Below are 22,911 nucleotides of genomic sequence, written 5' to 3'. Positions count from 1 at the left end.
ATTCGCGTCATAACGATTTTGCAGATAACCTCGCAGGAATTTCATCTGAACGCACATCAAAAAATCGCGTCCGATTTGACGCACACTTGAGCAGTCAGGGACCTGACATTACAGGAATGAGGCATCAATCGACATCTGCGTCGGCGTCGCGACTGGCAGAACAGGAGCAAACCGAGTCCGACGATTCTTGTATCCACCACCCCACGGATACCATTGGAAGCCCACAAACGCATCGACCGTTCCCGTATCACTCGGCAGGACCAGATTCGTTTCCCCGTAGAGCACCCAGTGATCATTGAGCGGCATCAGAATGTCGGCCCCAATCACCGGCACAGCACCCGTCGGCTCATGATACCCCGTCACGGCATTCGATTCGCCGTGACCATCGACCCAACCCAGCCAGACGGTCGTCTGAGCCGAGCTCTCATAATAGTGACGCCAGAACGCCGTGTACTGGTTCATCGCATCCAGTCGCACACGCGATGCCAGGAAGTCTCCCTCATCGTCTTTTCCAGACAGCGTCAGCGTCACACCGACTTCGTTGCTGTCATTAAGAAGATACTGACCACGAAGACGCCATTGGCTGAGTCGGAACTGGTCGTAACTGTCCTGGTAGAGAGAGTCGTAAACTGCACCCCAGCTGACTCCATTTTCCAGACGTTGATAGATCCCGACCGTCGTATAACTCTGAAACCGTGTGTTGGTCTCGCCGACGATTTCATAGACACGGACCGCGTTCCCCGTCCCCAGCAACGCGGAGCCAAACTGGGCACCCAACCCATATTCTTCCCAGACGGGAATCCCGATATTCGAGCTGAAGTGCCCGCCAATATTCGCATTGACCCCCAGATCCTGAGGCTGCTTCGATCCATCCACGCCAGCGAAGAACGTCAGGTTCTCCAGCCAGGGATTGGCACACTCGGGCACGCAATTGTCTTTGAAAGCATCCGAGCAACCAGTCGATAGATTCTGATAGCTCTCGCTGGCTGACGCCGAATAGTCCGTCAGGCCACCAATCGAATGACCTGAGTTAGCCATAAGATTGTCAGACGCGCGGACAATGCCCGCCTCAAGGCAACACAAGTAGGCAACAACAAACAGTCCGGAAAATCGCGTCATGGAAGGAACCTGATAGAAGACTGTATCCAACGAATGAAACATCACCGTTAAAGCTGTTAAGATCCGCATATTCGGTATCGACGTCAGAACCGGTAAAACTTGCCCGACTTGACGACGTCGACCACAGGTTTACTCCTATCATTCGTAAAACCGTTACTACCTGAAAACTCTTCTCAACCTGCCCACTTTGACATCCCACCGGAAAGCCCTCTCATGCGCCTCGGATACAACACCAACGGCTTCGCTCACCATCGCTGGCAGGACACCCTCTCGATCCTCTCGGAACTTGGCTACCAGTCCGTGGCTTTGACGCTCGACCACAATCTCCTCGATCCGTATCAGGCGACGTCGCAAGACATTGATGACATCAAGAGCGTCCTCCAGGAACACAGCATGCACTGCGTCATTGAAACAGGCGCACGCTTCCTTCTGGACCCGTTTCACAAGCACGAACCCACCCTGCTCCATCCCGACTCCGAGCGCCGGGCTCTTCGCATCGACTTTCTCAAACGCTGCATCGATCTGGCGAAAATGCTCGATGCGGACGCCGTCTCATTCTGGTCAGGCATTCTCAAAGAGGATATCTCCTACTCGACTGCTCTCGATCGTCTCAGCGAAGGCTGCCAGGAAGTTCTCGACTATACAGAAGACAAACACATCCGCCTCGCCTTCGAACCAGAGCCCGGCATGCTCATCGAATCGATGGCCCAGTTCGCAGAACTCAAGGACCGGCTTCCCTCTCCCCTTTTTGGTCTGACGATGGATATCGGCCACCTGCAGTGCGTCGAAGAACAGCCGATTGCGAGATTCCTCAAAGACTGGTCATCCCTCATTTACAACATCCACATCGAAGACATGAAGACAGGCATCCACGAGCACTTGAAGTTCGGCCACGGAGACATCGATTTCGTGTCGATTTTCCAGACACTTCAGTCATCCGGTTATGAGCATGGAGTCCATGTCGAACTCAGCCGTCATTCTCACGAAGCACCGACAGCCGCTGCCGAATCCATGGAATTCATGCGAAAAATGTTGATAATGAAGAGGATTGATGCCATCCCACAGTGACCGATCAGGTTGACGACTTTCGCCCATTACCAAAGCCCGACGCACATCCAAGGAAATCCCATGGCCGATAGAGCAGTTGTCTTCATTTCGATTCCCGGACTCCGGCAAAAAGATCTCCTCAACATGCCGAACCTCCTGGCGATTGCCTCGCGAGGCGACAGCGCTCCACTGATTCCGACATTTCCTGCCCTGACGTGTCCTGCTCAAGTCACGATGACGACGGGCGTCGCTCCCGCAGAACATGGTGCGATCGCGAATGGTTATTACGATCGGCAGAAGCATCAGCTCGAGATGTGGACCGCCTGGAACTCCATCATCGATCGCCCGCAGGTCTGGGAAGTCCTGCAGGAGAAAGACCAGTCGATCAAGACAGCGGTCTGGTTTCCCATGCTCTCCAAAGGTGCCAAAGCGGATTACATCTGCACCCCTGCCCCGATCCACAATCCCGATGGCTCCGAGTCACTGTGGTGCTACACCCAGCCGAGCGAACTTTACGGCGAATTGAAAGATGGCCTGGGCGATTTCCCGCTCATGAACTTCTGGGGCCCGATGGCTGACATCAAATCCAGTGAGTGGATTGTCGATTCTGTCATTCATACGATGAGAAAATATCAGCCTCGCTTCTACTACATTTATCTGCCCCATCTCGATTACACCGCTCAAAAGTTCGGGCCCAATTCTCCCGAGGCGATCCAGGCAGCTCACGACCTGGATGACGTCATCGGCAAGCTGTATCCAGAATTCGAAGACACTCTCCCCTACGACATCGACTGGCTGATCGCCGGCGAATACGCCATCACCGACGTCGATCACGTCTCGTATCCCAACCGTGTTCTGCGCGAAGCAGGACTGTTAAGCGTTTCGAAAACCGGCGATCACGAAGATCTCGATTTCGCCCACTCCCAAGCCTGGGCCTTGGCAGATCACCAGATCGCCCACATCTATCTGTCGGATAAATCGTTGACTGAGAAAGTCGTTGAACTCTTTCAAGACCAGCCAGGAATCGATCAGGTTCTCGTTGGCGAGCAACTCAAAGACGTCGGAATTGACCACCCCAACTCGGGCGACATTGTCCTCGTCGCCACGCCGAACAGCTGGTTTGCCTACTATTTCTGGAACGACGACGCAGCCGCTCCCAGCTATGCCCACACGGTCGACATCCACCGTAAGCCAGGATACGACCCTGTCGAACTTTTCCTCGACACCCACAGCAAGTCGATTCCACTCGACGCGACTCTGGTCAAAGGCTCTCACGGAGCCTTAGTCAAACACGACTCGCAAAAGTCGCTTTTCATCTCCACCTGTATTCGTAAGATCTCCAAAGCCTCTTACACGCAGACAGAAATGTTCGACATTGTCCTGAAATCATTCGGGCTTTGATTCAGCCGAATCAACGCGTCCGCTGAGCGCCATGCGGACGCGAGTTGGTTCATCATCTGTCGTCATCTGAATCTCTGCGAAGATATCCAGCAACGACAGGAGAACCCGATACTCATGCGACTTCATGACGTCTTCTTTCACTCTGCTCCCTGGTTTGACCGAGTCTGATCGACTGTTGAGAAATGCTTTCACCAGTTTCGGGCGGAAGACCATCTCGAAATCGTGCGCTGGCTCTCTGGTGTCAATTTTGGTGACATCAAACTGGCTCATCAGCGTTGCGACCGTGAAGGAATTGTCCGTCATCGCATAACCCGGCGTCATTCCCAGAATGGATTCCAGCCACATCCCGGTCACTTGAGTCGCACCCTCCTGCACCATCAGCTTGACCTCTGGCGTCATCTTGCGCTCGGTATAAGCGGAAACGGCCGCCATATTGACAGTCGACGACGCCACGCGATCAATTCGCTCTTTCAGCTTCGCAGACATTTCCGGCAGGAGAACCGTCCACGTTGCATCGAGCAGATTTTGTGGGCCAATTTCCTTCGTCGATGCGGTCAGCGTCACCGCAAGTGACCATCTCCATGGCTGTTCCCAGGCCTTGAGTAACTCCGCGTGATCCTCACCCCAGATCATTTTCCCCAGAAGACGAAAGTTCTCCCATTCCTGGCGGTCTTTTTCTTCCACCACACGGTCAATGAGTGAGACCACATCAGCAGGACAAGTCATGCCACGAACAGACAGCATGACCGTCGGCGAAGCAGTGACCGAGTGAATCACATCCTGAGCAGTGACCGAGTGAATCACATCCTGAGCAGTGAGAGAGTCGACGCTTTCTTGGTGGCTCTTATGCAGACTGACCAGCAACGTCAGTCCGGTATCCAGCGTCGCCACCATTTCCATCTGCTGAAACGACTGCAGAAACAGTTTAAAAAATTCATCATCCTGATCGGCTGTGTCATCGCTCCATGTATCGAGATGAACGAAGGCGCGAATGTTCGGGAGGTCAAACGAGCTCTTCGACCACCTGACCGCCCGAGCAGTCTTGGAAGTGACGCCACGCTGGTGATTTTCCAGACACAACGTGATCGCATCAAGGATCGTCTGATCCGTCGCCACCACGACATACTCGTTGAGGAACCCAAAGACCGGCTGAGTCCTCTGCGAAGAGTTATGTAGCAACAGCAGCGTCTCAATCGACTTCTCACTGGCAGGACGCAGAATCATCGCGGCTTCGATCGCATTCTCAGACGTCTCTGTCGTCGAGGGACGAATCACAATCAGAAACCGCTCGGAAGCCAGTTCACTCAGGAACTCGCGCAACGGTTGCCCCGTCTCACGCTCAATTGCTCCCTTCAGTCGTGAAAGGGGCTTGAACTTCTCACTCGACAGCCATTGATGCACAACAGGAAAGACTTTGACCTTGTCCCACAGTCCACTCGTTTCCACATCATTCAGCAGGCCCGCAAAATCATTGACCTCAACGATCACTCCGACATCTTCTGGCACGAGTTCGATCAGATCCAGCGCCTCTTTAGCATGCGCCGATCTCGGAACTACAGTCACAACCGCAGCTATCATAAAGACGCACGCGACGCTCAAAATTCGTGCACAGACTCGATGGGAAACTATCGTTGTTTTCATCCTGCCAGCCCCTTTATGATCCCATCAATTCTCGCCACAGACTTGGCTCTGCGGTCGTCTTCGGTTCATCAAACAATTTGCGAAACGACGCAGGAACCATACCATCCAGTCGCAACTCAGGAGCCGTCAGCCCACCGCCGACCGCTTCTTTCAGAATCGCTCCACTCCCGGTGACCGACGTTTTCGTCTCGTTCATCAGCGAACTCCACGACTCCCCTGCTTCCGCCAGCAGCGACGATAAATCCTCTCCGTCAGCGTTCGCTTTCACAGGAGGAGTCATCGGAGTCTCGACTTTGTTCTCAACAATCGGAACCGGATTGCTCTGCAAGTTCTGCCAGGCGATAACCAGCATCACTAGACACAGACAGACCGCCACTGACGACGCGATCGAATACGCCATCCGCCGAACGCGACGCGTCACCGTCGCTTTTTCGCGATGCAACCGTTCCCAGACGATATCACCCCATGTTTCCGACGTCTCAGGAGCAGTCGGGGTCTGCTCTTTCCACGCATCAATCGCCTGACTGAGCAGTCGCTCTTGAGACAGGCGTTGAACATGGTGCCCATCGAGTTCCGCCTGCTGTCTCAGTCGCTCGAGCGCACTCTCGTCGCGAGACGCAATCGCATCTTCCCAGGCCTTCACGTCGGCTTCGAGTTCCAGAAAATCGTCTTCTTCGTGATTCACAATATGTTCTCCGGCGTGATCTGCCGACGAGATAAAAGCCCCATCAGTTCCTGTCGGGCGCGGTACAACCAGGTCTTGATCGTGCCCACAGGGGTATTCATCGACGCTGCAATTTCCTCGCAGCTGAGTTCCTGCAGGTAAAACAGGACAAAACAGGTTTTGTAATTCGGTTTGAGTTCATCGAGAGCTTTCTGAAGTTCCTCCGCCAGATCGTGACGGCTGCCACGTTGGTCGGTCTGAGGAAATGTCATCGACTCCATCTCCATCATCGGCTGGGGAACTCGGGATCGCTTCCTCAATGCTGTCTTACAACAGTTGACCGCGATTGTGGTCAGCCAGGGCTTGAAATCCCGCTCTGGATCGCAGCGATGAAGATTCCGGATCGCCCGGAACAACACCTCCTGCGCCACGTCCTCGGCATCCTGCTGATGACCCAATATCCGGTAACAAAGGCCATAAACATTTTGACGATGGCGACGCACGAACTCAGCCACGGCTTCACGACGATGCGCAAGGCACGCCGCGATTAACCGCCTGTCGTCCCAGGCTTCCATCGCCGATTCGCTCATATTCCGATTACTCACGGTCAAATCGGTAGGTTTCAGAAATTCAGGCGTATTCGATCCTTCTCCCCCCGGGGAGAAGGTGGCGGCGCTTCGCCGACGGATGAGGGAGCTCTGCGAATTGTGAATCGTAGTCCGATTTATCACAGTCTCTGCTTATCTGCAGCATCCAACAAAAAAAGACCTGATGAAAACATCAGGTCTTTTTTGATTTGCATATCTGGAAAGCCATCAGCTTCCACTCTTTTGAACAAACTCACGAGCCAGGGCCCGAGAAGCTTTATAAGCATGTCGGACAGCAAAAATGCGAGTCTCGATCTGTTCTTCGGTAAAGTAACGACCGACATCGCTTGGCGGCAAACCAGCCAAAGCGAGTGTCAGCGGCATCAGATCAAGAAATTCTTTGTAACGTCGTTGAATGTCGGCGGTATTCTGGTCGCTCACCTTGATGTCCTCGAAACAGTGACCCTAAACAATGCTTCAAGTCGCTCCGAGACCGCATTGGAAACCCAATCGGTCTCATTAGAACATACAGTCATCGAAAGAAAACGTCCAGATCTGGCAAGCAACAACTAGGTAGGGCGCCGCTGAGACATCTGTTTGAGAATTTCAGTAGCCGCTTTTCTCGGATCTGTGGGAGCAGCACCACCTGCAGCAGCCGCCTTTTTCTCCGGAGGAACAGCCGCTTTCGCGCCTGTCTCTTTCGGATCTGGCAGTCGCGTTGGCATCGCCTTGCGTTCAACGACGACAGGTTCTTCCTCCTCGGTCGCAGCGGGAGCCTGCGGCATCTGCTGCTGAGGTGCGCCATACGGAGGCTGAGGCATCGGTGCATATCCCTGGGGCGGATACTGCGGATACATCATCGGCGGCATGGCAGGATAGTTCGGGTATCCACCATAGCCCATCGGCATCTGAGGATACATCGGCTGAGGTGCCCCATACGGCATTCCTGGCATCATCTGGCCGAAACCACCATAAGCAGGCCCTGGCGGCATCATCTGTTGTGCCACTGGCATTTCGTAAGCAGTCCCCTGCTCTTCATCAACCTCTGCAGCAGGCTCTTCTTCCTCAATCATCTCTGGTTCGGGAGTCGGCGTGAAGACAGGAATCGTAACCGTCTTATTGTGGGAAAGCATCGCTGTGTCTGACTCGGCAGGATGCTCGACGAGTTTTTGACCAGCGTGCGTCGACTGAAGAGGAATTTCACCAGCCGAGGAGTCAGTGTCCAAAACAGTTCCTACGGGAACAGCCGCAGTAACCATCGCGCCTTTGAGGCTGACTTCAAATTCGAGTTTACCAATCCCGACCTTGTCACCCTGGTTCAAGATCACCTGTCCACGGATTCGTTCACCGTTGACAATTGTGCCGTTCGTGCTGCCAAGGTCACGCAAGCGGACAACGAACTCATCCACTGTAAAGACACAGTGGTGACGGCTGACCAGCTCGTTATTCGGCCGGAGATGGCAGTCTTCCCCGCGACCCACCATGAATTTACCGATCTTCAGGGGGATCGCTTTGCCCTTCTGTTTTCCAGAAGCTACCCGCAATTCCGCAGACAGCATAGAAGTCCTCCAAGGCTGCAAACGTGACAAACCCTCGATGGTTCACCACATAAGCAAGCGAGTTACTGACCTGAACTCAACAAATGGAGACAGGTTCAATGCAAAGGGCGTCGGGCAACATGCACCGCGCGCAGGCAACGAAGTAGCGCTCTATCCGGGGGATAGACAGACCGAGGGAGCGACGCCATAACGGGGAATACCCCATCGGAACGCGGCTTTCGGCGCGAACTTCGATACTTTCAGCCATCCTTCGTGGAGTCGCAGAGCCCCTGCAGAGAATAAGAATTGAATACAGCGAGGGGGAGCAAACGAAGTGAGCAGAAGAAGGAAACAGAATAGGATTAAGAACATAGAAATTATCAGTGATAGACTGACAGAAATCAAGAGGAGATAAATAGCTATCGATGTGTTCGCGTGAGAAAGATTCACTGGAGGGTGTACCTTTGCTGAATTTCGCGAATGCGTTCCATCATAACGACGCTCCATGGAATACAATGCGTATTTTTACCTACGACATCGGAAATTTTCATCCCTAATTTTCTGAAGTATTCAATATCTTCGTGAAATGTTATCGGATAAAAATCCAGTAACCCTTGAAACTCGCCAATACTGCCCCGCCGCAGCAAAATGCTGCCGTGCTGCAGAACGGCGCCCTTCCGCCGCCTCTGTGCACTGCCGACCACTTTCTCCCCGCCAACCATCAGATCTCGCTGATCTCCACGAGCATAACAGAGAAAATTTCCCTCTTTCTCGCTTTCCATCTGCCCCCTGGTCGTCACAACCATGCCATCCTGACCCAACTGGTCCTGAATGACCCCGTGAACTGCGTCGTACAGCTTAGACGGATCAAACGCGAAGTGGTGAACCGCAGGGATCACGCACGAATAGGTGATCTCCTGGTCATGAATAATCGCCCCTCCGCCTGAGAGTCGCCGCACAATGGGCAGCGATCGCAATGCTGAGGGAACTTCCTCGGGATTCCATTTCTGGAAATGGCCAAGGGAAAGCGTCGCCTGGTCCCAGCGGTAGATTCGGACAAAGGTCTTACCAGTCGCGATCGATTCTTCCAACAGAAGCTCATCGGCGGCCATATTCCAGGCCCCCGATTTCGGCTCTTCATCCACCAGAAGAAACACATCGTGTGACAAGTCGATCACAAGCCCTCTCTTCAATCAACTCAGGTCCCGCATGGCGAGCAATACTGCGTCACCGGAGTACGAGCGGCTGAGACTTCGTCTGGACGAGAGACCGTCGTGCTGTGAGGAGCCTGTTTGAGAAACGCTGGATCTTCGCCACAGATTGTTTCGAGGGCGGTGATGAACGCATCCATCGTCTCCTTCGACTCGGTTTCCGTCGGCTCAATCATCAACGCTTCTGGCACGACGAGCGGGAAGTAAACCGTCGGAGCATGGAAACCGTAATCCAGCAGACGCTTGGCAACATCCATCGCCGAGATGCCACGCTTTTTGAGTTCCGAAGCGGACGCGACGAACTCGTGCATACAGTGCTTGCCGTGAGGAACCGGCAGGAACTTGGAAACCTTCGCCTTAATGTAGTTGGCGTTCAAAACGGCTTGCTCGGAGACTTCACGGACGCCGTCTGGTCCCAGAGTACGCAGGTAGAAATACCCACGCATCAGGATGCCGAGGTTCCCAAAGAAGCTGCGGACTCGCCCGATCGAATGCTCCGGCGTACTCAGGTGATAAGTCGTCTGACCATCTTTTTCCGACTTAGTGACGATCGGCCCCGGCAGGTAAGGAGCCAGGAAGTCACGCACTGCGATTGGTCCAGAACCTGGACCGCCGCCGCCGTGTGGGCCGGTGAAGGTTTTGTGGACGTTGTAGTGCATCATGTCGCCGCCGAAATCGCCCGGGCGGGTCTTGCCCAGGATCGCATTCATGTTGGCGCCATCGATGTAAACCAGTCCGCCGGCATCATGGATGATCTTGGCAATCTCTTCAATGTTCTCTTCGAACAGACCCAGCGTATTCGGGTTGGTGATCATGAAGACGGCTGTGTGTTCATCGACCAGGCTTTTCAGCTCTTCGAGATCAACGAGGCCTTTGACCGATTTATTGAGCTGAACGCACTGGAACCCGGCCAATGCTGCACTGGCTGGATTGGTGCCGTGGGCACTGTTCGGGAAAAGGACCTTGGTCCGCTTTTCACCCTTGGCTTTGAAGTAGGCAGACGCCGTCAACAACGCTGCGAATTCCCCTTGGGCACCTGCAGCTGGTTGCAGTGAGACACCCGGAAGACCTGCGATCTCAGCCAGGAAACTCTGCATTTCGTAGAGCATCTGCAACATGCCCTGAATGTTCTCTTCAGGCAGGTACGGATGCAGGTCGCCGATGCCACCTTTCTTGGCGAACTTCTCGTGACGCTTGGGGTTGTGCTTCATCGTGCAGCTGCCCAGCGGATAGAAGTGTGTATCGACCGACATATTGTACTGAGACAGATTCACGAAGTGACGCACGACATCCGGCTCGGTCACTTCGGGCAGATCAGGAGTCTTCTCGGCGACGAGCGACTTCGGAAGCGCGGAAATGGAGACTTCCGGAACATCGCAGGCAGGCAGGCGAGTTCCGCGTCGTCCCGGGTACGACAGCTCGAAAATGGGTTTGATAGCCTGAAGATTCTTCATTGTCTTATCTCTTATAAGGTGGCTGCACTGTTTGGCAGCTCACCGGGAATCGCAGAATGGTCGGGGGAAAGAACGCGTTCGATTCGCTAACGGGAAACTAACGGTCCTGGGACGCCAGTTGCTTGACCAGCGAATCGATTTCTTCCTTGGTTCGTTTTTCCGTGACGGCGATGACGAGCTGACGATCACTGACCGACGACTCGGGCAAATTCTTGAACTGCCCAAAGCGAGGCCCCACCATCAAGCCGTCAGCTGCCAGCTTGGATTGGAGTGCCTTCGCGGAGGTCTTCGTCTCGATGACGAATTCTTTGAAGAACGGGCGGTCGTAGCTGAGTTTGTAACCCGCCTTCTGGAGAGAATCAGCCGCATAAGCCGCTTTGCGGTGACACAGATCAGCGGTTTCTTTGAGACCTTGTGGACCCAGGCAGCTCAGATAAATCGTCGCACGGATCGCCAGCAGGCCTTGGTTGGTGCAGATGTTACTGGTTGCCTTATCGCGGCGAATGTGTTGCTCACGTGTCTGAAGATTCAGGGTGTAACACATGCGTCCCAGGCGATCACTCGTCGTCCCGATGATACGACCTGGCATCTTGCGAAGGAATTCATTGCGACAGGTCATGACACCCAGATACGGCCCGCCGTATTGCAGCGGCACGCCCATCGACTGCCCTTCCGCAACCGCGATGTCTGCACCGAGTTCACCCGGTGTCTTCAAAATCCCCAGGCTGATCGGGTCGAACGAAACGACGGACAATGCGCCAACTGCTTTCGCAGCCGCGATACAGTCCTGTACCTCTTCCACACAGCCATAGAAGTTCGGGTGTTGGATCAGCAGGCAGGCCGTTTTGTCGTCCAGAGCTTTCCTGACGAGTTCCGGATCAGCGTAGCCGTTGGGAGTCGGGATCGTCACGATCTCGATGTTGAGTTGTTCGCAGTAAGTATCGAGGACCGCTCGGTACTCCGGATGAACCGAACCCAGGATCGCGACCTTGTGATTGCGATCTGTCACTCGCATCGCCATGAACGCCGCTTCGACGAGGCTGGTGCCCCCTTCGTAAAGGCTGGCATTGCAGGCATCCATGTCGGTCAGTCTGCACATCATCGACTGATATTCGAAGAAGACCTGCAGCAGCCCTTGGCTGGCTTCCGCCTGATAGGGCGTGTAAGCGGTGTAGTACTCGCCACGGCCAGCGATTTCATCGACAACAGCCGGGATGAAGTGATCGTAAGCCCCGCCGCCCAGGAAGCAGACACCGGAAGCCAGGCCGGTATTCTTGGCAGCCAGTTTCGAGGTGTACTGGTCGAGCTCCATTTCTTCCATCGCTTCAGGCAGATTGAGGCGGCCTTTGAAGCGGAGATGGGCTGGAATCGATTCGAACAGATCATCGATCGAAGAAACGCCAATGGTCTTCAGCATTTCTTCCTGCTGCTCGACCGTGTTAATCAGGTAGCTCACGCGGGATCCTTGTCGCGATAGTGACTGTCCGGGCGATGAACGTCTGGAAGTCTTGAAGGTGAGAAAAAAGCGGTTCCGCCAAGCGGTAAGCCTTGGAAACCGAAATTGGTGAGAGTCTTTAACTTTCAGGCAGTGGTTCAGCCCGCATGCCTTGATTTTGTCACTGACATGTAAAGATCGAGGTCTATCACGCAAACAGCCCCGGATGAAATCATCCGGGGCCAGTCTGAGATGTCAGTTGTTTTTAGTGACCGCCATCCGCCTTGTGAGTTTCGTAGGCGTTGGCATCCATGAGTGAGTCCGTCTCACTCGGGTTGGAGAGCTTGACCTTGATCATCCAACCCTTGGTATAAGGATCTTCGGACAACCAGGTCAGTTTGTCAGCCAGTGGAGCGTTGACTTCCACCACCTTGCCAGAGACTGGAGCATACAAGTCGCTGACGGCTTTCACGCTTTCAACTTCGCCGAACGTCTCGCCTTTTTTCAGGTCGCGACCAACTTCAGGCAGCTGGATGAAAACCAGGTCGGTCAGCTCAGCCACCGCAAAATCGCTGATGCCGATCGTCGCGGTGTCTCCCTCGACGAATGCCCATTCATGCGAAGGAAGATATTTGAGCTTCGATTGATCCATGAGAGGATGGTCCGATCTAAGAGTGTAAAACGACAAATACCAGATAGGAAAGCAGTCAGGCAGCTCGCGAGACCGAAATAAAGCCGCCCCAGCTGGTATTTCACCGGATCGTCTTGAGGACGCCGGTGACCATTAGCCTAAGGGTATTGTGGTGATCGGAGTAAATCAATCGAGACAGGCTGTCATTTCAGCTGCCGCAGCAGTCGCTCGATGATTCGACATCTGCAATTTTTTCGATCCGTCGCGCGTGGCGTCCACCTTCGAATTCAGTCTGAGCAAAAATTTCCGTGATGCGGGCAATCAATTGTTCGCTAATCAGATCTGCGGACATGCACAGGACGTTGGCGTCGTTATGACGACGGCTCATCTCTGCGGTCACTTCGTCAAAACACAACGCAGCGCGGACGCCGCGGAACTTATTGGCCGTGATGCACATTCCCAGGCCAGTCCCGCAAATCAGAATGCCGCGCTCGGCTCCCTTGCAGGAGACGGCTTTCGAGACTTTGACGGCGAAGTCTGGATAATCGACGCTCTCTTCGCTGGACGGGCCAAAATCCTGAACATCGTGTCCGTGGTCAGACAACAGCTGAACGAGTCGAGATTTGAGCTTCACGCCGCGATGGTCGCTGGCAATGGCAAATTTCATAGTAGTGGTCGGCTTGATCGTGACTTGATATCGAAAGTGGCTGAGAAACTGAAGTTGCTGGCGAATTCGTTTCGCAGAAGTCAGCCAGCGGCAAGACAGGAGATCTGACAGGTCGACTTATGTGGCCTGCAACAGGAACTGGTCGATCCGTCGTTGTAGTGCAGATTCAATGAGTTGTAAACACTGCTGATAGTCTGCCTGGGAACCCCCATACGGATCGATGATGTCTTCGTGGTCTGGGCTAAGTAGGTCGACTCGACCAGCCAGTTCTGGCACTACCGAAAGAAGGGCCTGACGGTGTCCTTGAGTCATCGTGAAGATGAAATCCGGCTGCGCGAGCATTTCGTGACTGATCTGGCGTGAAAAGTGAGTCGTCAGGTCAATCCCCCTGGAAAGCAGCAGCTCGACCGCATGAGCAGTCGCTGTCTGACCTTCAACAGCAGAGATCCCCGCTGAGAGGACATTGAACCCGCGGTCAATCAGTTCGTCCGTACTGCATTTCAATCGACGTGCTAAAAGCGACCGACAGACCCCTTCGGCCATCGGACTGCGGCACGTATTTCCCGTGCAGACAAACAGAATCATTTGATTGAGCATGCGCTTGATCGTCGTCTCGTGAACCAGCCCGGAGGACAACATGCCCCAGCTGTCGCCGTCCAGAGTCACATGGGTGGCTGGCTGATGATATCGCGTGGGTCCATCATCGACGATCATGCTCGTCTGTTCAAGGACCCCATGGTTAATATCAATGATTTCTGATGCAGTACGTCCGGTTGAGCAGATTCCAGGAGCTAATTGAATCAGCGGGAACTCGGCTTGAGTCACGATTTCCCGGACAAAAGGATGCGAAGGACACGAGCAATGGATGCGTCCGCCGGGTGCAGAAATGAATTCGCGGGTGATTTCCGGCAGAACCGACAGCAAATTCCCGTTTTCGGATTCGTTAGCCGGGACAAAGACATCAATCGGACCAGGCCAGCAACGCTCCAGGAATCGCTGCATGAAGGGAGTCATAGTCGACGCATAGTCTTGCACCTGGCCACCTTCCACCAAACACAGGGAAGAAGTATGCCAGTCTTCGTCGACCGCTCCGGAGGCACATAAGGCCTCGAAATCCATCATTTTCTGGACAGCAAGCGGATCAATGGCAGACGCAAACAGGGCATACGACCATTCCGTCGGAACAGCGACCACTCCCCCGCTCTCAAGCTGAGCGACGACTTCATGTGCCAGCTCCTGCATGGACTGGCCACGGTTCAGTTTGGTGACTGTCGGCACAGACAGGGTGCTCTCTTGAACGAAGGTGAAAGGGGCAGCGTCAGTTACGTCCAGATCGGGATTCTACCAACGAAACGCGTGTGACACCAAATCCCTTCGCCAAAATCTCGCGATACGTAGCGCATTTCTTGATTTGAGAAGGCACGTCGCGACAGGGATCTCAATCTCGGTAACGACGTTGATCCCAATCTTTCGCAACACGAACGAGTTTATCAAGATGTTCCTTGTTGATTGCAGTGGCAATCACGCCAGGAAGTCGCAACATTCCTGCACGCTCGTCCATCCAGGTCGTCCTGAAGTTCACAGGTTCCCCATTGTGAACCCAGACCGACTCCCCACCCAGCAGGCGAGCAAGATGCAGCGAGACCGGGTAATCGTAAATGTTCGGAGTATGGATCAACGAACCGCCGAAACGTCCCTGAGCCATCAAGGGGTAAATGCTGCCTGGCATGTCATCTGGCAGGAAAGCTTTTAGACCAGTCTCGTTGACGAGGGAGGCTTTGATCGGATCGTCCTTCATGAAATTGATCATGTAGATGTTTTCAGAGGCGGCGATGTTTTCCTTCGTGACGACCGGAAAGCTCGCGATCACCTCCTCTGCCGAGCGTGACCAGTCATCCAGGCCACAGCGAATGCCGTTGGGGCCTGCTTCCAGCCAAGTCCCCTGCTCTCCCATCGCCGGCGTGAGAACCAGCGAGTAAATGACAGACGTCACATTGCGGATGTGCAGCATGATCGCCCACCCATCGCCCGAGTGATCACGAAATTGCTTGGTCCCATCGATCGGATCGAGCGCGATGACATATTCACTTTCCGTAGCGAACGCGGTCAGAGCCCCGTTGGCTTCCTCGGCTTCGATCCGCAACTGTCGGCTGGACGGGACATGATCGCGAAGAGCCGCGACGACGAGTTCCTGGACAGTCAGGTCAGCCAGCGTGAGGGCATCGGTGGTCGCGTAGCCGCTGGATTTGTTGGTCAGCGAAACGTTGTGTTTGCGCAGCTCACTCGCGATCGCCCCGGCCCAGCGAATGACCGAGGGCATCTTGGCAGAGATATCAGCGATGATGGTGTTGATCATGATGAGTCAGTCAATGCGATTGAGGAAGAATGGTTCGCCAGAAGGCGTCTGCGATACGGATCGTAGTCGTTTGCTGCAGTCCCTTCCATCCTGGGACGCCGTTGACTTCGATGGCGAAGAGATCGTTGGATCGGGTCCGGATGAGGTCGATCCCAGCGAATCTCGCCCCCACTGCCTGGGCGGCTCGACGGGCCAAGTCGACTTCCTCGTCGCTAGGGACATAGACGAGCGGATGAGCGGAGCGAGCCAGATTCGTGCGGAAGTCGAGCGGATTGACTCGTTTCATCGCGCCGAGAACGACGCCATTAAGCAGCAGGATGCGGATGTCGGACCCGCCGTGGTCGAGGAATTCCTGCTGGTAAATAACTTGTCGCGTCTGCTCGAGTGTTTTGAAGACTCGCCAGGCCAGATCGGGATCATTCAGTCGCGTGATCCCGCGCCCCTCAGCTCCGAAGATCGGCTTGACGACGACATCGCCGCCGAGACTTTGAAAACCATTCATCGCCGCGTCGGTCGTTTCCGAGACGATCGTCCGCGGCACCGACACCCCTGCTCTTTGCAGCCGCACGAGTGTCAGATATTTGTCGATCGCACACTCGAGAGCTTTGGGGCTGTTGATGACTTCAATCCCGGCCTGCTCCCAACTCCACAGCAGGTCCATCCGAAAGACCACCTGTTCCAGCGACCCGGGAGGCATCGATCGCACTACAACCGTGCGGATGTTTTCCAGTGATTCCCCCTCCGCGCCGTTCAAGGTTAGCGTCCGCCCGTCGACACACCCTGACAACTTCTCAAACGGCATCGCCCTTGCCTCGATGCTCAACCCCGCCGCCGAAGCCAGCAGTTCTCGCACATACCAGCCCTGTGGATCGCCGAGGATGAGTACAGACACGGGAACAGCCTTATTGAACGCAGAACGCGAAGGGTGCCACTGGCTATGCCAGTGCTCTGCAGATTGCGAATCGCGTCCAATCCGAAACACTCTGCATTCCATCATTGAGGAATGAAAATTAACTCGCCTTCAGCATCCTATCCGAATGGGCACTGGCACAGCCAGTGGCACCCAGAGTGGTCTCTCCAATGCGTTCCAGTCCTAATCCAGTCCAAACGATGCTTTCAACACGTCATGGTTCACCATCCCCGCAGTGTGAACCTTGCCGGAGGTTGTGTTCTCAATCGTGATCGAGGCCGGACTGAAGAGCATGGGGTCGAGAGCGTAGAAGTCGTACTTGGCGTCTTTGAAGACTTCGATGAACGGCCGGCCGGCGTGTGACGATGAGCCCGAGGGAACTTTCGTGATCAACTCAGACAGCTCTGCATCGTCTGCTTCGACGATGAGATGGACATGGCCGCCGTAGAGGATGGCGTCGTTAGTCCGTCCGATCGCTGCCAGATCGTCCTTGGCAATCGGCGGTAACGGGGCACTCCCGATGCCCGCGATGACTTTGGTCACATCAAAACCGAGGGTGAACAGCTTATGCATCGCGGTTTCCACCGACCGGGCAACAATCTGCAGATTGCCTGCAATACTCGCGGTCGGGGCGACGAGCAGCATGAGGTTGCGTGGCTCAATGTTGGCTTTCTGTGCGATCTGTGCGACGACTTCACAATCAGGAAGTTGTCGCGTTTCGAGAACGCCGACGGCACAGTAGAAGTTCTCTTTGTAGTCGAGGATCTTGAAAAGGTCTTCCTGAGCCGCGGTTGCTCGCATCGGGCCGGAACCCATCGCGAAGAACTTGCCTGCTTCGATCCGCCAGCCCGCATACTGGCTGAACAGACAGGCTTCGACCGGGTGATCCGTGCGGACTTGAACCATCGGCCAGCCGCGACCTGCCAGTTGGCCCATCTCGACCGAGATCTCCATCAGTCCCGAGGTACAGACCTCTGCCAGACGCAGTCCTGCATTGAGACTTCCTTTGGTGTTCACGCCAAAGTCGACGACGCGTGCCCCGCATTTGAGTTCATGAGACTCGATACGGTAGTCAGAGGCAGTCTTGAGAACGTGATCCACCAGATCCCACGCGCGCGGGTTCAGCAAAATTGACATCCGGGATCTCGACTCTCTGGTGAAGGTTCATCCGTGAAAGGCGTTGCTCACAGTTCCTGCGAGCCTTCAGGCAAGCTGGTCTGAGGCTGCCTGTGCAACTATTAAAAAGCATCCCGCAATCTGTCGCAAGGCAGGCGTTGCATTTCGTCAACGAACGCTCGCATCGCGACCCCTCGATGTCGTATTGATCAGGATTTTCAGAACAGACTGGACTCATCGGCATCGGGTTCATCAAGATAGAGTCATGTCGACAACTACTTTTACCATTGCTGACTCTCTTTGCCTGACGCACCAGCTGCCTGCAGATCGGTCCGTGCCGGGGCATCGATTGTGTCCACGCTGCCAGCATCTCTACTACGCTCATGGCGGTCCGTCGTCGTTGCGAACATACCACCTCAGCCAGCCCAGAGCATACAGCCTCGAACGCGCCCCCTGCTTCGTCCAACTGATCGACTTCGGCGATTTCCTCGTCACGCATCTATTACCGCCGGATGAAACCGCGGAGCGGTTTACGTAGGTTTGCCCGTCGATGACGATTGGTGTCGTGAGATAATTTCGCCATGAAAATATTGTCTGAACTGCTCGAAACCATTCCTCAGGTTGGCCGACTTGAGTGGATCGGATTGGCTTCCGCTCGGCTGGAACCACTAACCGCGCCAGACTCAGCAGAACTCGCCGTGGGCAAAGGCATTGTTGGCGAGCATCATGCCAAGCGACGTGCTTCGAAGCGGGAAGTCACGATTATTCAATGGGAGCATCTAGCCACGGTCGCCTCGATCATGAAACGAGAGAACGTCGATCCCGGACTGCTCAGAAGAAACCTCGCCATTTCTGGAATTAATCTACTGGCTCTTAAGAACGCGACGTTCCAGATCGGCGACGTCGTCCTCCAGGGAACAGGCCCCTGCGAACCCTGTTCTCGCATGGAAGAGAACCTCGGCCCCGGCGGCTACAACGCTATGCGCGGGCATGGTGGAATCACGGCGAAAGTGATTCAGGCAGGCGTCATTAAAAAAGGCGACCCGGTGCGGTTTATCGCACTGGAGTCGCCTCTATTGAAATGATTGAAGAAGCGTGTGCCACGGCCGTGTCGGCCGTGAGCGATTGTCGTTTAGCTGCATAGTTGGCACGGCTGACACAGCCGTGGCACACACAATACGGAGCAGCTAGGTAATTTCAACTACGCTTTCGGTGTCTCAATCACATGAGCTGATTGCACAACGACATCTTTGAGTGGCTTGTCATTGGCGTTGGTCTTCACGCTGCCCATTTCCATCAGCACTTTCATGCTTGGTTCGTCAGCGACTTTACCGAAGGCCGTGTACTGGCGGTCGAGGTGCGGGACGGTGCCCAGGCAGAGGAAGAACTGCGACCCGGCAGAGTTTGGATCGCTGGTTCGCGCCATCGAGACGACGCCAGCCGTGTGCTTTTTCTCGTTGAATTCTGCAGGGATCGTATAACCAGGACCGCCGGTTCCGTTGCCCAGCGGGCAGCCGATTTGGACGACGAAACCTTCGATGATGCGGTGAGCAATGATGCCATCATAAAAGCCGATTTTGGTCAGCCCGATGACGTTCTTGGCGTGACCAGGAGCCACGTCTGACCACACGTCAACAAGGATCGGTCCCATACTCGTGGTGAACTCGATCTGATAATTGTTCTTGGTGAAATCGACGTCTTTAATGGCAGCATCGACTTCAGCTTTTCGATTCTTCAGCATGATGTTTTCCAGTGCGCAAATAAGCGAACGCGGGTGGCGATCAGCTCGTCCACAAAGACAGAAAACGAAGCCAGCCACCGCGCGATCGAGGCAACCAGCTTCGTTTATTGATCCTGTGTCGATCGTGATCAGTATCGATCGAAAACCGCGAAGCAATGCTCCGCGAACGATAGGTGAAAGAAAAAGCCTGCAGGCGTTTGACAGTCCGTGTCGGGGTATCCATGCCCGTCGACAGCATCCCTGATCAGCAGCCCGAAGTCAATCTAGCAGCCCGTCACTTTTAGGACTATTTAGACTTTCGAATAGAACTCTCGCGAAGGTCAAAAGAGACGCTTGTAATGGCGTGCAAAATTGATCTGCCTGTGACAACGCGTGATCACTTTTGATGCACGATGAGCGATCAAAAATGAACAGGGCCGGTGATCATTTCACCGGCCCTGTCATGATTAAACATCCGCGGTTTCCGCACCTGCTTTGACATCTTCCCATTGCTCCATCGTGTAGAGCACTTCGCGAACCTTCGAGCCGTTGTAGTCGCCGACGATGCCATCTTCTGCCATGTAATCAACCAGTCGAGCAGCGCGACCATAACCGATCCCCAGGCATCGCTGCAACAGAGAGACCGACCCACGTCGTTCACGGATGACGCACTCGATGGCTTGTTCATACAGCTCATCGCGTTCTTTCATCGCTTCGATCCCACCCTTGCCAGGAGTCCCCGCGGCTTTGAGTCGAACCAGTTCCGGACTGTATTCCGGTTCGTAGTGACGCAAGGCGCGGATGATCGTGTTGACCTCTTCATCGCTGACATAGGTTCCTTGAGCACGCATCAGGCTGCTTGTTCCCGGAGCCAGGTACAGCATGTCTCCACATCCCAGAAGACGCTCGGCTCCCATTTCATCGAGAACAACGCGGCTGTCTGTGCGGCTGGAAACCTGGAACGAAACACGTGCCGGCAGGTTCGATTTGATCAGACCGGTGATGACATCGACCGTTGGCTTTTGAGTCGCGAGGACCAGGTGAATCCCGACCGCACGTGACTTCTGAGCCAGACGAATGATGTGGGCTTCAACATCTTTCCCCGAGGTCATCATCATGTCGGCCATCTCATCAGCGATGATGACGATGTACGGCATATGTTCGGGGATCTCGTTGGCTTCTTCGCAGTCTGGATCCATGTCGAGACGCTTGAGAATCTCTTCACGCCCAAGTTGGTTGTAACCATCCAGGTGACGCACGCCGCAGCGAGCCAGCAGACCGTAACGCTCTTCCATCTTCTCGACCGCCCAGCCGAGGACAGCCTCTGCCTTTTTCATGTCGGTGATGACGGGGTGCATCAGGTGAGGAATTCGCATATACGGGCTGAGCTCGACCATCTTTGGATCGATCATCAGCATCTTGACTTGGTCTGGACGACGAGTCATCAGCAGGGAAAGGATCAGAGTATTCAAACAGACTGACTTACCCGTTCCGGTACGACCCGCGATCAGTAAGTGAGGCATCTTCGCGAGGTCGACAGCCAGACCGCGGCCACTGACGTCCTTGCCGAGGAAGATCGGCAGACGCATCTTGGCAGTTGCTTCCGTCGTCCCTTCGATCAGCTCACGCAGGCGGACCATGACCTGCTTTTCGTTCGGTACTTCGACGCCGACGGTATTCTTACCAGGGATCGGCGAGACAACGCGAACAGAAGGAACTCGCAACGCGATCGCAATATCATCCGCGAGGGCAGTGACTTTGTTCACGCGCAGACCAGGTTCCAGATCGAGCTCGTACTGAGTCACGACCGGACCGGTATCGACTTCGGTGACTTTGACCTTCAAGCCGAACTGCTGGAATGTCTTCTCGAGAACGAGCGCGACAGACTGTGCCTTCTCTGCCAGCAGTTCGTACGGGAAGTCTTCCGCTTCGTCGAGCAGTTGGACCGAGGGCATGACGTAAGGCTTGCCGCTGTTGGGATTCGAAGATCCATACAGGCTGCCGCCGTTCGGCACAGGGTTGGCGTTCTTCTTGGCTGTGACTTGAGCAATCGGTGGATTGACCTTGAAGTGCGGAGTCGCGACGACTTCTTCAGCCACCACGTCATCCTCGTCGTCCGCTTCCAGTGCAGCGACTTTGGCTTCGATGACAGCAATCTCGGCTGCGTCATCGAAATCATTCAGAGCAGCTTCGACAATTGGATCAACGTCGTCATCCATCTCTTCGATGACGGCTTCGATTTTGGCTGCGAGTTCTGGTTCAATCGTTTTCTCACTGAGGGCACGATTGAGGTCAGCCTTCAACTGAGCAGCAGAAACCAGTTCATACTGAGCGAGTTCCGCTTCTTCATCGATCGCAGGAACGTCTGCTTCCGACGCGACTTCGACGACTGGTGCTTCCAGCAGACGAGTGATTGCAGGGGTGATCGTGACTTTGCGTGGCTCTTCTTTCACAACTGCCGCAGAAGCCGTCGCGAACTCACTGGAGAGATCCTGATAACAGGCACGAGCCGTTCGTCGCAGCAACATCAAGGGCGAAGTCAGGACGAAGTGCAGCAGCGACCAGATCAGTCGATCGGTTGCCATCAGCAAGCCAGCCAGCATCGAAGTCACAACGACAATGTACGACCCCATCGTCGAGAACTCACGTGTCAGCAATGTCGTTACGACATTCCCCACGTACCCTCCTGAGCCGTAGATGCAGGGAATGACCGCCAGACCAGGAGCAGCCAGTTGGCACAAAGTCGCAAAGGCAACCGTCGAGATGGCCCAGCCGAGCATGCGGGTGAGCGGATCTTTGAGATGCGTGGTTGACAGCAGTTGAAGATCAAAAATGACTAGACCTGCGAGAACCCACAGGCTACCAACGCCAAAGAACGAAATGAGCTTGGAAGCAAACTGGCTGCCGACTTCGCCGCACCAGTTATGAATTTCCGTCTGGGCAGGATAGACGATCGGCGCAGGCGGATCAGCGGGGTTGTAGCTCGCGATCGACATCGCTGCGAAAAACGATCCTGCCAAAAGCAGAAGCGCGAGTAAATCAGTTCGCAACCGTGCGGCATCTAACATGGGAAGACCAATCGAGGGGTTGTTGGTCGACAAAAGTGGAACACACTCCGGCATGTTCCTTCATGGCAAACCTAGCACACCCCTGAAACCGCGCCGGATTTTTCTCCGGTCCGCCCTGATTTTGGCTTCCCCCTCCACCCCCTCTTACCGGTCGTACCGTTTAGCGAAACTAGCGAAGCCGTGTCGGAGTTTTCCCTTCAGGTAAAGTCCGTAGGAATCGATCACGACCCCGCAATCTGTCCCGGCGAGCCGAAATTGTCAACAAATGTCTCAAGCGTGGCCCAAAACAGAAGAAGACTGGAACGCAGAGGAAACAGAGTGAAGCAGAGATCGCAGAGACTGAACT

At 54.7% G+C, this 22,911-nt stretch carries 21 protein-coding genes and 1 pseudogene; 5 read left to right on the top strand and 17 right to left on the bottom strand.

From position 1 onward, the window contains the following. Positions 1 to 108: 108 nt before the first annotated feature. Positions 109 to 1,119, bottom strand: a complete 1,011-nt coding sequence (locus SH248x_RS10745; protein ID WP_459558540.1) for a DUF6666 family protein — start codon at positions 1,117 to 1,119, stop codon at positions 109 to 111. Positions 1,120 to 1,332: 213 nt separating this feature from the next. Here SH248x_RS10745 and SH248x_RS10740 point away from each other — a divergent pair, with 213 nt between their 5' ends. Both SH248x_RS10740 and SH248x_RS10735 read left to right on the top strand, forming a co-directional pair. Next, on the top strand, positions 1,333 to 2,187 hold the full coding sequence (locus SH248x_RS10740) for a sugar phosphate isomerase/epimerase family protein (RefSeq protein ID WP_459558539.1): 855 nt from the start codon (positions 1,333 to 1,335) through the stop codon (positions 2,185 to 2,187). Between the two features lie 60 nt (positions 2,188 to 2,247). Beyond that, entirely contained in the window at positions 2,248 to 3,567 is a 1,320-nt protein-coding gene (locus SH248x_RS10735) for an alkaline phosphatase family protein (RefSeq protein ID WP_459558538.1), read from the top strand. Here SH248x_RS10735 and SH248x_RS10730 read toward each other — a convergent pair. The 3 genes from SH248x_RS10730 to SH248x_RS10720 form a co-directional block, all read right to left on the bottom strand. Further along, positions 3,553 to 5,145, bottom strand: a complete 1,593-nt coding sequence (locus tag SH248x_RS10730; RefSeq protein ID WP_459558537.1) for a hypothetical protein — start codon at positions 5,143 to 5,145, stop codon at positions 3,553 to 3,555. The genes SH248x_RS10735 and SH248x_RS10730 overlap by 15 nt on opposite strands. Before the next feature lie 76 nt (positions 5,146 to 5,221). Further along, positions 5,222 to 5,893, bottom strand: a complete 672-nt coding sequence (locus SH248x_RS10725; protein WP_459558536.1) for a hypothetical protein — start codon at positions 5,891 to 5,893, stop codon at positions 5,222 to 5,224. Then, positions 5,890 to 6,333 (bottom strand): RNA polymerase sigma factor, encoded by a 444-nt coding sequence (locus SH248x_RS10720; protein ID WP_459558604.1) that lies wholly within the window; start codon positions 6,331 to 6,333, stop codon positions 5,890 to 5,892. Before SH248x_RS10720 ends, SH248x_RS10725 begins: the two co-directional genes overlap by 4 nt. Here SH248x_RS10720 and SH248x_RS10715 point away from each other — a divergent pair. Next, positions 6,262 to 6,423: a hypothetical protein gene (locus SH248x_RS10715; RefSeq protein WP_459558640.1), complete on the top strand. Its 162-nt coding sequence runs from the start codon at positions 6,262 to 6,264 to the stop codon at positions 6,421 to 6,423. The two genes, SH248x_RS10720 and SH248x_RS10715, sit on opposite strands and share 72 nt — an antisense overlap. A 264-nt stretch (positions 6,424 to 6,687) precedes the next feature. Here the strand turns inward: SH248x_RS10715 and SH248x_RS10710 are convergent, their stop codons facing one another. The 11 genes and pseudogenes from SH248x_RS10710 to mch form a co-directional block, all read right to left on the bottom strand. Continuing rightward, positions 6,688 to 6,900 carry a hypothetical protein gene (locus SH248x_RS10710; protein WP_459558535.1) on the bottom strand — a complete coding sequence of 71 codons (213 nt, stop codon included), beginning with the start codon at positions 6,898 to 6,900 and terminating at the stop codon, positions 6,688 to 6,690. 128 nt (positions 6,901 to 7,028) lie between these two features. Further along, positions 7,029 to 8,018: an FHA domain-containing protein gene (locus SH248x_RS10705; RefSeq protein ID WP_459558534.1), complete on the bottom strand. Its 990-nt coding sequence runs from the start codon at positions 8,016 to 8,018 to the stop codon at positions 7,029 to 7,031. 620 nt (positions 8,019 to 8,638) lie between these two features. Then, positions 8,639 to 9,175: pseudogene (locus SH248x_RS10700) on the bottom strand (lipoate--protein ligase family protein); the annotation flags it as partial. A 20-nt stretch (positions 9,176 to 9,195) separates the two neighbouring features. Beyond that, a complete protein-coding gene (gene gcvPB / locus SH248x_RS10695; protein WP_459558533.1) occupies positions 9,196 to 10,662 on the bottom strand; it encodes a glycine dehydrogenase subunit 2 in 1,467 nt (488 codons plus the stop codon). Between the two features lie 97 nt (positions 10,663 to 10,759). After that, positions 10,760 to 12,118, bottom strand: coding sequence for a glycine dehydrogenase (gene gcvPA / locus SH248x_RS10690; protein WP_459558532.1), 1,359 nt, complete (start codon positions 12,116 to 12,118; stop codon positions 10,760 to 10,762). Between the two features lie 244 nt (positions 12,119 to 12,362). Beyond that, entirely contained in the window at positions 12,363 to 12,749 is a 387-nt protein-coding gene (gene gcvH, locus SH248x_RS10685) for a glycine cleavage system protein H (protein ID WP_459558531.1), read from the bottom strand. A gap of 187 nt (positions 12,750 to 12,936) precedes the next feature. Continuing rightward, positions 12,937 to 13,395: an RpiB/LacA/LacB family sugar-phosphate isomerase gene (gene rpiB, locus SH248x_RS10680; RefSeq protein WP_459558530.1), complete on the bottom strand. Its 459-nt coding sequence runs from the start codon at positions 13,393 to 13,395 to the stop codon at positions 12,937 to 12,939. A 117-nt stretch (positions 13,396 to 13,512) separates the two neighbouring features. Then, positions 13,513 to 14,673: an arsenate reductase/protein-tyrosine-phosphatase family protein gene (locus SH248x_RS10675; RefSeq protein ID WP_459558529.1), complete on the bottom strand. Its 1,161-nt coding sequence runs from the start codon at positions 14,671 to 14,673 to the stop codon at positions 13,513 to 13,515. A gap of 160 nt (positions 14,674 to 14,833) precedes the next feature. Continuing rightward, positions 14,834 to 15,751: an inositol monophosphatase family protein gene (locus tag SH248x_RS10670; RefSeq protein ID WP_459558528.1), complete on the bottom strand. Its 918-nt coding sequence runs from the start codon at positions 15,749 to 15,751 to the stop codon at positions 14,834 to 14,836. Positions 15,752 to 15,761: 10 nt separating this feature from the next. Next, entirely contained in the window at positions 15,762 to 16,643 is an 882-nt protein-coding gene (locus SH248x_RS10665) for an ATP-grasp domain-containing protein (protein ID WP_459558527.1), read from the bottom strand. A gap of 201 nt (positions 16,644 to 16,844) precedes the next feature. Further along, on the bottom strand, positions 16,845 to 17,798 hold the full coding sequence (gene mch, locus SH248x_RS10660; protein ID WP_459558526.1) for a methenyltetrahydromethanopterin cyclohydrolase: 954 nt from the start codon (positions 17,796 to 17,798) through the stop codon (positions 16,845 to 16,847). Between the two features lie 244 nt (positions 17,799 to 18,042). Here mch and SH248x_RS10655 point away from each other — a divergent pair, with 244 nt between their 5' ends. After that, positions 18,043 to 18,315 (top strand): hypothetical protein, encoded by a 273-nt coding sequence (locus SH248x_RS10655; protein WP_459558525.1) that lies wholly within the window; start codon positions 18,043 to 18,045, stop codon positions 18,313 to 18,315. Positions 18,316 to 18,358: 43 nt separating this feature from the next. Next, a complete protein-coding gene (locus tag SH248x_RS10650) occupies positions 18,359 to 18,862 on the top strand; it encodes an MOSC domain-containing protein (protein WP_459558524.1) in 504 nt (167 codons plus the stop codon). Positions 18,863 to 18,978: 116 nt separating this feature from the next. Here SH248x_RS10650 and SH248x_RS10645 read toward each other — a convergent pair whose 3' ends face one another. Further along, complete coding sequence (locus SH248x_RS10645; protein ID WP_459558523.1) at positions 18,979 to 19,518, bottom strand: peptidylprolyl isomerase; 540 nt, start codon at positions 19,516 to 19,518, stop codon at positions 18,979 to 18,981. A gap of 446 nt (positions 19,519 to 19,964) precedes the next feature. Next, the gene (locus SH248x_RS10640) at positions 19,965 to 22,565 is read right to left on the bottom strand and encodes a DNA translocase FtsK (RefSeq protein WP_459558522.1); all 2,601 of its coding nucleotides are present in this window, start codon (positions 22,563 to 22,565) and stop codon (positions 19,965 to 19,967) included. Positions 22,566 to 22,911 lie beyond the last annotated feature (346 nt).

This window comes from Lacunimicrobium album, assembly GCF_052161635.1.
GTDB lineage: Bacteria > Planctomycetota > Planctomycetia > Planctomycetales > Planctomycetaceae > SXPC01.
This window is presented reverse-complemented; position numbering and strand designations above follow the sequence as displayed.

Excerpts from the sequence above, each read along its gene's own strand:
- SH248x_RS10745 (WP_459558540.1), bottom strand. The coding sequence starts at position 1,119 with ATGACGCGATTTTCCGGACTGTTTGTTGTTGCCTACTTGTGTTGCCTT.
- SH248x_RS10740 (WP_459558539.1), top strand. The coding sequence starts at position 1,333 with ATGCGCCTCGGATACAACACCAACGGCTTCGCTCACCATCGCTGGCAG.
- SH248x_RS10735 (WP_459558538.1), top strand. The coding sequence starts at position 2,248 with ATGGCCGATAGAGCAGTTGTCTTCATTTCGATTCCCGGACTCCGGCAA.
- SH248x_RS10730 (WP_459558537.1), bottom strand. The coding sequence starts at position 5,145 with ATGATAGCTGCGGTTGTGACTGTAGTTCCGAGATCGGCGCATGCTAAA.
- SH248x_RS10715 (WP_459558640.1), top strand. The coding sequence starts at position 6,262 with ATGAAGATTCCGGATCGCCCGGAACAACACCTCCTGCGCCACGTCCTC.
- SH248x_RS10705 (WP_459558534.1), bottom strand. The coding sequence starts at position 8,018 with ATGCTGTCTGCGGAATTGCGGGTAGCTTCTGGAAAACAGAAGGGCAAA.
- gcvPB (WP_459558533.1), bottom strand. The coding sequence starts at position 10,662 with ATGAAGAATCTTCAGGCTATCAAACCCATTTTCGAGCTGTCGTACCCG.
- gcvH (WP_459558531.1), bottom strand. The coding sequence starts at position 12,749 with ATGGATCAATCGAAGCTCAAATATCTTCCTTCGCATGAATGGGCATTC.
- rpiB (WP_459558530.1), bottom strand. The coding sequence starts at position 13,395 with ATGAAATTTGCCATTGCCAGCGACCATCGCGGCGTGAAGCTCAAATCT.
- SH248x_RS10670 (WP_459558528.1), bottom strand. The coding sequence starts at position 15,751 with ATGATCAACACCATCATCGCTGATATCTCTGCCAAGATGCCCTCGGTC.
- mch (WP_459558526.1), bottom strand. The coding sequence starts at position 17,798 with ATGTCAATTTTGCTGAACCCGCGCGCGTGGGATCTGGTGGATCACGTT.
- SH248x_RS10655 (WP_459558525.1), top strand. The coding sequence starts at position 18,043 with ATGTCGACAACTACTTTTACCATTGCTGACTCTCTTTGCCTGACGCAC.
- SH248x_RS10650 (WP_459558524.1), top strand. The coding sequence starts at position 18,359 with ATGAAAATATTGTCTGAACTGCTCGAAACCATTCCTCAGGTTGGCCGA.
- SH248x_RS10645 (WP_459558523.1), bottom strand. The coding sequence starts at position 19,518 with ATGCTGAAGAATCGAAAAGCTGAAGTCGATGCTGCCATTAAAGACGTC.
- SH248x_RS10640 (WP_459558522.1), bottom strand. The coding sequence starts at position 22,565 with ATGTTAGATGCCGCACGGTTGCGAACTGATTTACTCGCGCTTCTGCTT.